Source organism: Mesorhizobium sp. M4A.F.Ca.ET.050.02.1.1, assembly GCF_003997725.1.
GTDB lineage: Bacteria > Pseudomonadota > Alphaproteobacteria > Rhizobiales > Rhizobiaceae > Mesorhizobium.
Window position 1 is genome coordinate 1 of record NZ_RZSG01000154.1, and the last position, 10085, is coordinate 10085.

9 protein-coding genes are annotated in these 10085 nt (G+C 65.6%); 4 read left to right on the forward strand and 5 right to left on the reverse strand.

The features are described 5' to 3' along the window. The 4 genes from EOA33_RS13120 to cpaB form a co-directional block, all read right to left on the reverse strand. On the reverse strand, positions 1-466 hold a 466-nt coding region (locus EOA33_RS13120; RefSeq protein WP_127405809.1), incomplete at its 3' end, for a response regulator. A gap of 28 nt (positions 467-494) precedes the next feature. After that, positions 495-770 (reverse strand): hypothetical protein, encoded by a 276-nt coding sequence (locus EOA33_RS13125; RefSeq protein ID WP_127405810.1) that lies wholly within the window; start codon positions 768-770, stop codon positions 495-497. 4 nt (positions 771-774) lie between these two features. After that, positions 775-2217: a type II and III secretion system protein family protein gene (locus tag EOA33_RS13130; protein WP_126054269.1), complete on the reverse strand. Its 1443-nt coding sequence runs from the start codon at positions 2215-2217 to the stop codon at positions 775-777. A 27-nt stretch (positions 2218-2244) separates the two neighbouring features. Beyond that, on the reverse strand, positions 2245-3156 hold the full coding sequence (cpaB, locus tag EOA33_RS13135) for a Flp pilus assembly protein CpaB (protein WP_126054268.1): 912 nt from the start codon (positions 3154-3156) through the stop codon (positions 2245-2247). Between the two features lie 253 nt (positions 3157-3409). On the opposite strand from cpaB, the gene parE reads away from it, so the two are divergent. Together parE and EOA33_RS13145 are read left to right on the forward strand one after the other, a co-directional pair. Beyond that, positions 3410-5467, forward strand: a complete 2058-nt coding sequence (parE, locus tag EOA33_RS13140; protein ID WP_126054267.1) for a DNA topoisomerase IV subunit B — start codon at positions 3410-3412, stop codon at positions 5465-5467. A 43-nt stretch (positions 5468-5510) separates the two neighbouring features. Continuing rightward, the gene (locus tag EOA33_RS13145) at positions 5511-7577 is read left to right on the forward strand and encodes an FUSC family protein (RefSeq protein ID WP_126054266.1); all 2067 of its coding nucleotides are present in this window, start codon (positions 5511-5513) and stop codon (positions 7575-7577) included. Between the two features lie 50 nt (positions 7578-7627). Here the strand turns inward: EOA33_RS13145 and EOA33_RS13150 are convergent, their stop codons facing one another. Continuing rightward, entirely contained in the window at positions 7628-8749 is a 1122-nt protein-coding gene (locus tag EOA33_RS13150) for a DUF2336 domain-containing protein (RefSeq protein WP_126054265.1), read from the reverse strand. A 152-nt stretch (positions 8750-8901) separates the two neighbouring features. On the opposite strand from EOA33_RS13150, the gene EOA33_RS13155 reads away from it, so the two are divergent. Both EOA33_RS13155 and EOA33_RS13160 read left to right on the forward strand, forming a co-directional pair. Continuing rightward, positions 8902-9354, forward strand: a complete 453-nt coding sequence (locus tag EOA33_RS13155) for a MaoC family dehydratase (protein WP_126054264.1) — start codon at positions 8902-8904, stop codon at positions 9352-9354. Then, positions 9354-10085, forward strand: a 732-nt coding sequence (locus EOA33_RS13160) for a CoA ester lyase (RefSeq protein ID WP_145989126.1), incomplete at its 3' end; no start/stop codon positions are given. The genes EOA33_RS13155 and EOA33_RS13160, both read left to right, overlap by 1 nt.

The following is a 10085-nucleotide window of genomic DNA, read 5'->3' on the forward strand; positions in this document are numbered from 1 at the left end:
GCGCCAGCGTCGTGGTGCCGACGCCGCCGGCGGCGGGCATGAAGGTATAGATCTGCGACTCGGTGTTTTCCTCCCGCCCGGGCCCCTGCAGCGCCCGCACGACGGAACGCACCAGGTCGGCGGTGGTGATCGGCTTGACCAGAAAGTCGGCGACCTTGAGCTGGACCAGGATGCGCACCGCCGCTGCGTTGAATTCCTGCGTGACCACGACCACCGGGACCCGGCCTTCCAGCCGGCGCATGATGCGCTGCAGCGATTCGATCTCTTCCAGCTTCGCCGCGTCCATGTCGACGATGAGCGCGCCGAAATCCGTCTCCTGGACTTCGCCGCGCAACTCGTTGACGCTCTTGTCGACCGTCAAAAGCTCGATGACGTCCGAAGCAGCGAAGGCCGTGCGGGTGTCCTGCAGGAACGTCCTGTCGGTGGATACGAGCAGTATCTTCTTGCTCTTGATGCCGCTTGCCATGTCGTCAGCCCGCCTGGTCAGTGCCAAATCAGTTGGTTGTCGCGCTCGTCGTCTCAGCCGTCTTGGCACCCGCCGCCTCGCCGGCCGCGGCGGCCGTCGACGTGCCGGTGCGCTGCGCCGGCACCAGCAGCCTGGTGTTCTGGACGCCGTATTTCCACGGATCGACCATCTGCATGACCGTATTGGCCGCCTGCGCGTTGCCGGCGGCGGGCGTCACGCCCTCGGTGCGCACATAGTCGTCGCTGGTGCAGCCGCAGAGACCGGAGAGCAGCAGGGCAACCATCAAGCCTGGAACCGGACGCATGACTTCAATCCTTCGGCAGGTCGAGGAAATGCCCTGCCGTCGGCGCGGCGGGCTGCGTGACGCGGCCGTCGGCCATCGCCAGGGCGCGGTTCGGGTCGGAAGCCTTCACTTCCTCGGTATTGTTGAGGAAGTAGTCCGAATTGCTGGCCGGCTGCGTGCCGTCGGTCGGCTCGACCATCTTCTTCGACGGATCGACAGGCTTGACCAGATAGGGCGTGACGATGATCACCAGGTCGGTCTCGCGCCGCTGATAGGCCTTGGACGAGAACAGCGAGCCCAGCACCGGCAGCTTGCCGAGACCCGGAAGGCGCGAGGTGGTGATGTCGTTCTGCGACTGCAGCAGGCCGGCGATCATGAAGCTCTGGCCGTTCTTCAAGTCGACCGAGGTCTTGGCCCGGCGCACGATGAAGCCGGGCACCGAGATCTCGCCGATATTGTAGGAGGCGGACGCATCGATCGACGACACTTCCGGCGCGATGTCGAGGCTGACCAGCCCGTCCTTCAGCACGGTCGGGGTGAAATCCAGGCTGACGCCGTATTTCTTGTAGCTGACGCTGATCTTGCCGTTTTCCTCGGAGACCGGGATCGGGAACTCGCCGCCGGCGAGGAAGCTCGCCGTCTGGCCCGAACGGGCGATCAGGTTCGGCTCGGCCAGCCGCCGGGCAAGGCCGCGCTCCTCCAGCGCCTTGATGGCGATGTCGATCGAAACGCCGTTCGACAACAGCCGGCCGATGACCTCGCCAGTTCCGGCCGCCGGAATATCGCCCGGTTCGATCGCCACGTTGCGGCCGCCAAGGCCATAGGCGAAATTGGCGCTGTACTTGGCGCCGAGATCCATCCCGGCCTGGCGATTGATCTCGACGAAGCGGACGTTGAGCTGGACCTGCTGCGAGGACGAGATGTTGACGGAGTTGATGACTTCCTCGTTGCCGGAAAAACGGGTGGCGATCTTGTTCGCCTTTTCGGCCGCGACCGCATCGTCCGCTTCGCCCGACAGCACCACGCGGCCATTGGCCGAGCCGACGTTGATCTTGGCATCCGGCACGCTGGCGCGAATGGTGTTCGCCAGTTGCTCGGTGTCGAGCGTCACCTCGATGTCGATCGTGCCGACCAGTTGCTTGTTCTCATTGAACAGCGCGATGCCGGTGGTGCCGAGATTGTTGCCCAGCACATAGAAGGACTTGTCGGTCAGCGGATTGACGTTGGCGATCTCCGGATCGCCGATGACGATCTGGTAGAAGGCCGCGCTCGTCATGATCGTCCGCGGCTTTCCCTTGGCCACCTTGATCGATGCGTTCTTGGTCGCCGAGACATAGACGATGTCATTGCCGGCCCGCGCCTGCCCGCTGAGGACAAGCATGCCGACCCCGGCCAGTGAAACCGCCACGGCAAACACGCCCGCGAGGCGCCGCCCCCGCTTCACGCTATGTATGTTCAGCCCAAACATTGTCCTGTCCCCGCCGGTCCCCACCGGCTATTGCTGCTGCTGGTCCGGCGATGGCACCTTGTATTCCTCGGCCTTCGTGCCGCGCGTCACGATGATTGTCTTGAACTGCGGCTTCTCCGGCTCCTTCGCCACCGCCTCGAACAGCGCGCCGGCAGCCGCCCCCGCGTTTGCCGCCACCGAGCCGCCGAAGGATGAGATCGTGGTGAGGCCGTCCTTGCCGGCGCTGCTGTCGCTGGCGGAGCGGAGCGACAGTGACAGCGTGCCGACGGTGCGGGCCAGCGCCACCTGCTTCGCGCCCTCGGTCGTCACCTCGAGGGTTACCGAATTGGCAACCTGCGGCTCGGTCTGGCGCTCGTCGGCGCCCTGGCCGACGGACAGGACCTTGGCATCGGCCACCACGATTTCAGAGGTGATCGTCGAGCCGGATGCGCCCTGCGCGTTCTTGGCGACTTCCTGGATATCGCCGGCATCACGCGTCAGCACGACATCGACGCGGTCGCCCGGCGTGACGAAGCCGCCAACGCCGGCGATCTCATCGGTGCGGATGGTCACCGCCCGCATTCCGGGCGACAGCATGTTGGAAAGTGTCGCGCGGCCGTTCGGCCCCGACAGCTTGGTGAGCAGCACCGGTTCGTTGATCTCGATCGGTGACAGCACCACGCGACTGCCTTGCTTCAGCAGTTCGTCGACCGAGGTGAACGCGCCCTGCGGCAGAGAATCCTGCGGCCACGGGATTTCATTGAGCTGCGCCTTGTCGAGCTGCATGCCGTAGCGCAGCGGCGCATTGGCCACGACAATGGTCTTGAACTCGACCTTCGGTTCGGCAGGCATCGCGATCGAAGCCGTTTTCTCTTCGGAATCGGCTTTCGCCTGGCTCTTGACCCAGAAATCCGCGGCAAAGATCGAGATCGCGCCGAAGACGGCGGCGATGCCGATCATTGTTATGGCCTTGCCCCTCACGCGAAACCCCTGACGCCCGTGGTCTTTTATTCGTTGGGGCTCACGCTAGGGGTTATTGTTAAAGAATCAGGTATCCGAACCCGTTGGATTCGACCTATTTCCGCCAGCTTGGTTATCGAAAGGTTTTGGAGTAAGAGGAGCCGAATTCCCCGAACGGAACAGGAACCTCGTTCGCCCGTCAAAAGCGTGGCAGTATCGAAGAGTGATTCGCAGTACCGGACTAATGGCCAGCATGGACGACAGCAACGACCTTTTCGGCAACCTGGAAAAGCAGCCGCAACCGGTTCGCGCCACCACGCGCCCGGCCGATCCGCTGGTGCAGGCGGCGGCCAAGCGCCCGGCCGCCTCGCGCGACGGCAGCGAAGGCTACAGCGCGGCCGACATCGAGGTGCTGGAGGGCCTTGAGCCGGTGCGGCGTCGGCCCGGCATGTATATCGGCGGCACCGACGACAAGGCGATGCACCATCTCTTCGCCGAGGTCATCGACAATTCGATGGACGAGGCGGTCGCCGGCCATGCCACCTTCATCGATGTCGAGCTGTCGGCCGACGGCTTCCTGACCGTCACCGACAACGGACGAGGCATCCCGGTCGATCCGCATCCGAAATTCAAGAAGCCGGCACTCGAAGTCATCATGACGACGCTGCATTCGGGCGGCAAATTCGACAGCAAGGTCTATGAGACCTCCGGCGGCCTGCACGGCGTGGGCGTCTCCGTCGTCAACGCGCTGTCCGACCATCTCGAGGTCGAAGTCGCGCGGGGTCGTCAGCTCTACCGCCAGCGCTTCTCGCGCGGTATCCCGGTGAGCGGTCTTGAGCATCTTGGTGAGGTCCATAACCGCCGCGGCACCAGGACCCGCTTCCACCCCGACGAGCAGATCTTCGGCAAGGGCGCCGCGTTCGAACCGGCGCGCCTCTACCGCATGACCCGCTCGAAAGCCTATCTGTTCGGCGGCGTCGAAATACGCTGGACCTGCGATCCGTCGCTGATCAAGGAGAAGGACCAGACGCCGGCCAAGGCCGAGTTCCATTTCCCGGGCGGCCTGAAGGACTATCTCAAGGCCACGCTCGGCGACGAATTCCAGGTCACGCGCGAGGTCTTCGCGGGAAAAAGCGACAAGCAGGGCGGCCACGGATCGCTGGAATGGGCGGTGACCTGGTTCGGCGGCGACGGCTTCCTCAATTCCTACTGCAACACCATCCCGACCGCCGAAGGCGGCACGCATGAGGCCGGCTTCCGCAACGTGCTGACGCGCGGGCTGCGTGCCTATGCCGATCTCATCGGCAACAAGCGCGCCTCGGTCATCACCTCGGAAGACGTCATGATCTCGGCCGCCGGCATGCTCTCGGTGTTCATCCGCGAGCCGGAATTCGTCGGCCAGACCAAGGACAGGCTGGCGACGATCGAGGCGATGCGCATCGTCGAAAACGCCATCCGCGATCCGTTTGACCACTGGCTGGCCGACAATCCGCAGGAGGGCTCCAAGCTTCTCGACTGGGTGATTGCGCGCGCCGACGAGCGCGTGCGCCGGCGCCAGGAAAAGGAAGTGTCGCGCAAGAGCGCGGTGCGCAAGCTGCGCCTGCCGGGCAAGCTCGCGGACTGCACGCAGAACGCCGCCGCCGGTGCCGAACTGTTCATCGTCGAAGGCGATTCCGCCGGCGGCTCGGCGAAGCAGGCGCGCGACCGCGCCAGCCAGGCGGTGCTGCCGCTGCGCGGCAAGATCCTCAACGTCGCCAGCGCCGGCAACGACAAGCTCGCCGCCAACCAGCAGATCTCCGACCTTGTCCAGGCGCTCGGCTGCGGCACGCGCTCGAAATACCGCGACGAGGACCTGCGCTACGACCGCGTCATCATCATGACAGACGCCGATGTCGACGGCGCCCACATCGCCTCGCTGCTGATCACCTTCTTCTATCAGGAGATGCCGAACCTTGTGCGTGGCGGCCATCTCTACATGGCGGTGCCGCCGCTCTATTCGATCCGGCAGGGCGGCAAGATCGCTTATGCTCGAGACGACGCGCACAAGGACGAGCTGCTGCGCACCGAGTTCACAGGCCGCGCCAAGGTCGAGATCGGCCGCTTCAAGGGCTTGGGCGAGATGATGGCCTCTCAGCTCAAGGAGACCACCATGGATCCCAGGAAGCGCACGCTGCTCAGGGTCGACGTGATCGACGCCGAAGCGGCGACCAAGGACGCGGTCGACGCGCTGATGGGCACCAAGCCGGAGGCGCGCTTCCGCTTCATCCAGGAGCGCGCCGAATTCGCCGAGGCGGACGTGCTGGATATCTGACCGCCGACCGGTCCATATCAGGCTCCGGTGCGGAGACGAGCATGTGACCTTGGCGCGGCTGAAGGATGTTATCGAGGCAAGGTTCGGCGGACTGACACAGCCGACGCGTTCGGATTGGATCTTCGCCCTGCGCACGGTGTCGGCTGGGCTGGTCGCGCTTCTTTCCGCCTATGCCCTCAGGCTCGATCATCCGCAATGGGCGATGATGACGGTTTTCATCGTTGCCCAGCCGGTCGCCGGCATGGTGCTGGCCAAGGGCTTCTACCGGCTGATCGGAACATTGGCCGGCGGCCTGGCCGCGATCGGCATCACCTCGCTGTTCGGCGCCAACCCTTGGCTACTGGTCGCCGCGCTCGCGATCTGGATCGGGATCTGCACGCTGGTCTCGTCGCTGCTGCGCAATCCGGAAGCCTATGGCGCCGCGCTTGCCGGCTACACCGCGATGATCATCGGCCTGCCCGCGTTCGGTCAGCCGCACCTTGTCGTCGATCTCGCCGTCGCGCGCTGCGCCGAGATCGTGCTCGGCATCGTCTGCGCCGGCCTGACCAGCCGGCTGATCCTGCCTAAGCTGGCGGCAGACGCCATCATATCCAGGCTGAAGCGCAGCATCCTTGATCTTGCCACCTACGCCGGCGGCGCCTTCTCGGGCGGTGACGCCCCAACGCTTGCCGGTCTCCAGCGCAAGCTGATCACCGACGCCCAGACGCTGGCCGAGATGCGCACCTATGCAAGGCTCGAGGCGCCAAGCTTCGCCACCCGCGCCCATCCGGTCCGTCGCACGATCGGCCAGCTTCTGTGGGCGCTCTCGGCGGCACGTGCATTGCATAGCCATGCCGCGCCGAAGAACGCGGCTCTCATCCCGGTTCGCAGCGAGTTGAAGGCTTTCGTCGGCGAACTGGCGGCGACACCCGGCGCGCTCGACGACACCGGTCCCTGGGTGGCGCGGCTTGACGCGATCGCCAGCAAGGCGCGAGAGGCCCCGCCGGTGCCCGCCGGGCCCGACGAGGACAAGGTTGGCACCCTCACCCGCCTTGCCATCGCCGCCGATTTCGCGGAGGCGCTGAAGCAGGTGATGCGCGGCCTCGACGCGCTGCGCTCGCCGGTCTCGCGGCCGTCCCGCGACCGGCGCCAGCCGGCACTGGTCGTGCACCGGGACTACCACGCCGCATGGCGCAACGCCGTGCGCGCCGGCCTCGCCACGCTACTGGTGGCGGCCTTCTGGCTGACGACAAAATGGTCGGAGACGGCCGGCACCGTCATCCTCGTCGCCGTCGTCTCCAGCCTGTTCGCCTCGCGCCCCGATCCGGTCCAGTCGGCCTGGGGCTTCTTTACCGGAACGCTGCTGGCGCTTCCCTTTGCATTCCTTGTCGGCCAGATAGCGCTGCCGGCGTGGCCCGGCTTCGGCTGGTTCGCGCTCTTCGTCGTGCCGATCATGGTGCCGGCAGCGCTCGGCATGGCCAATCCGCGCCATGTCGGCGTCGCCACCGCCTTCGCCATCAACTTCCTTGCCTTCCTCAGCCCGCACCAGCAGATGGTCTATGATCCCGGCCCGTTTCTTGCCGGGTCGGCCTCGATCCTGGTCGGCATTCTGATCGCCATCGGCGTCTTCATCGTCGTGCTGCCGGCCGATCCCTGGGTCACCGTCGACCGCATCTCCCAGGCAATGCGGGAAGACCTGGCGCGGCTTTGCCTGCATGAGCGCATCCCCCGGCGTTCGGCCTTCGAGAGTCTGGCCTACGACCGCATCAACCAGCTGATGCCGCAGTTGCAGCGGACGGGTCGCAGAGGCGACCCCATCCTGGGCGGCAGCATCGCCGTCGTGACCGTCGGGCTTGAGGTTCTGCGGCTGCGCAGCGCCCAGCTGAATTCCCTCGTTCCGCGCGAGACCATGGAGTCGGTCGGCAATTTCCTGCGCGGCCTGGCGCGGGAATTGCTGTTCAGGAGGCCGGGCGAGCCGCAGACAGCGACCGTCGCCGTCGCAAGGCAATATGCGGCGAGCATCGCCGAGCGAAGCGACCGGCCCGAAATGCTGCAGATCGCCGCCTCGCTGCGCATCATCGCCGCGGCGATGGAGGACCACCCCGATTTCTTCATGAAGAACAAGGCCTAGGCAATTCCGGGAAAGTAAGAAACGGGTTTTCCGTCCGGAATTGCGTCAGGTCAGGCCGCCGCTATGGCAAGAGCATGCCCGCGCGCATTGTAGCGCAGGGCTTCGAGATGGATCGACTTCACCAGCCCGGCAAGATCGCCCTCGGCCGATTGCCCGCCGAGCTCCTTCAGCATCAGCCAGCTCACTTCCTGCACGCCGGCGATGCGCTTGCCATTGGCCACTTCGCGCCACACCTTGAGCGCACGCAGGATGATGCCGTGGGTGGCCGCGGCAAGGCCGGCGCTGCGGAACAGAGCCTGCAGCGCTACGTCATGGCCGCCGGCCATAAGAGCCCTCACTCGCTGCTCGGACTGCTGAGCGAGCGCCACCAGCGCTGAGCCGAAGAAGTCGACCTTGCCATGCGCGATGGTACGGATGATGAAGCTGGCGGTCAGGTCACCGCGCAGCCTGAGATGTTCGATGAGCGCGGCATGCTCCTCCGCACGCGTGCCTTCGATCAGTGTCACCGAGGCCTTCGCGCAGGCATCGCGCATCACGCGGTCGGCTCTTGCGGCGCCCATCAGCGCCAGCACCAGCGGCGAACCTTTCAGCGTTTCGCCGAGCTTGACCAGGAGCATGTGCCGGCAGTCGGCGGGCAAGCGGCGGTCGGCTACCAGTGCCTCGCGCACCAGCGGCAGATGGCCGTGGCGCTCCGCCATGCGGCGGAAGCTTAGCGTGGCGATGTCGGCGCCGCTGTTGGCGAGCAGCACCGCGCAGGCCTCCGGCTCGCCGATTTCGGCGATCGCCGCCGCCAGCGCCATCGAGACGACAGGCCGGTCGGCGATCAGCTTCTGCGTCGCCTTCTGGCCGCCGGCGACCCGATCGATCAAATCGGCATCGGTAAGCAGCGGCGAACGCGCCAGCACCATCGCGGCCACTTCCGGCTGGTCGGAAGCCAGCGCGCTGATGATCTGTATCGGCGCGTGATGGCTCATCGACAGCGCCTCGGCCAGCGCCAGCCGCACTTTCGACGAGGCATCATCGAGCAGCAGCGTCAGCGCGGCTTCCGCGGCGCAGCGGTCCTCGAAAGGCAGGTCGGAATTGATATAGGCGCGAGCCAGCGCGCTGGCCGCGGCGGCGCGCTCGGCAACCCTTGCCGTGTCAATCCATTTCAGGAAATGCGAAACAATCATACCGCCTGCTTACGCCCCTTGCCGGAACGGCCCGGCCCCGCTGGAAACCGTAGGCCTGAAATGGTTTACGAACGGTTCACCATGTTTATTAACTGGCTTGCGGGCGCGGCAGGCAGCGCCTATCAACCCGTGAGGCGCTGAGGAGATCGTGCATGGCCGGGCTTTATCTCGAAGAGTTCGTCGTCGGCCACGTCTTCCGCCACACGCTGCGCAAGACCGTCACCGAGAGCGACAACATGCTGTTTTCGGTGATGACGCTGAACCCGCAGCCGCTGCACATCGACTTCGACTTCGCCGCCAGGAGCGAATGGGGCAGACCGCTGGTCAACTCGCTGTTCACGCTCGGCCTGATGATCGGCATTTCGGTCAACGACATCACCGTCGGCACCACTGTCGCCAATCTCGGCATGAAGGAAACCGTGTTCCCGCACCCGGTCTTCCATGGCGACACCATCCGTGTCGAGACCACGGTGATTTCGGTGCGCGAGTCCAAATCGAAGGCTGACCGCGGCATTGTCGAGTTCGAACACCGCGCCTACAACCAGCATGATGTTCTCGTCGCCAAATGCACGAGGCAGGCGATGATGCTGAAGAAGGCAGGCTGATGCGCTCGCTGCTTTTCGTTCCGGGCGATTCCGAAAGGAAGCTCGAAAAGGGGTTTGCCGCCGGCGCCGACGTGGTCATCGTCGACCTCGAGGATTCCGTCGCGACGGGCAACAAACGGTTGGCGCGCGACATCGCGGCGCGTTTCATCGCCGGACACAGGAACCAGACGGCATCCGTGATCTATGTGCGCGTCAACGATCTGTCGACGGGGCTCACCGACGACGATCTGACGGCGCTTGTTGCAGCCGCGCCGGACGGCATCATGCTGCCGAAGTCGAACAGCGGCCAGGATGTCCAGCAGCTCTCGGCTAAGCTCAGGGTGCACGAGGCTGAAAACGGCCTGCCTGACGGCGCGATCAGGATCCTGCCGATCATCACCGAAACACCGGCGGGCGTGCTGACGGCCGCAACCTATGCCCGCGCCAGCGCGCGGCTTGCCGGCCTCACCTGGGGCGCCGAGGATCTGTCGGCCGCGATCGGCGCCCGCGCCGCGCGCGACGCGAGCGGCCGCTACACCGACGTCTTCCGCCTTGCCCGCGCCATGACCATCCTTGCGGCCAGTGCGGCGGAAGTCGCGGCGATCGACACCGTTTTTCCGGATTTCCGCGACATGGAAGCTTTCGGAGCCGAGTGCCGCGAGGCCGAGCGCGACGGTTTCACCGGCAAGATGGCCATCCACCCGGCGCAGGTGCCGGTCATCAACGCCGCCTTCACGCCGTCGGCGGAAGCC

Coding starts and splice junctions, on each gene's coding strand:
- parE (WP_126054267.1), top strand. CDS start 3,410: ATGGACGACAGCAACGACCTTTTCGGCAACCTGGAAAAGCAGCCGCAA.
- EOA33_RS13125 (WP_127405810.1), bottom strand. CDS start 770: ATGCGTCCGGTTCCAGGCTTGATGGTTGCCCTGCTGCTCTCCGGTCTC.
- cpaB (WP_126054268.1), bottom strand. CDS start 3,156: ATGATCGGCATCGCCGCCGTCTTCGGCGCGATCTCGATCTTTGCCGCG.
- EOA33_RS13150 (WP_126054265.1), bottom strand. CDS start 8,749: ATGATTGTTTCGCATTTCCTGAAATGGATTGACACGGCAAGGGTTGCC.
- EOA33_RS13130 (WP_126054269.1), bottom strand. CDS start 2,217: ATGTTTGGGCTGAACATACATAGCGTGAAGCGGGGGCGGCGCCTCGCG.
- EOA33_RS13155 (WP_126054264.1), top strand. CDS start 8,902: ATGGCCGGGCTTTATCTCGAAGAGTTCGTCGTCGGCCACGTCTTCCGC.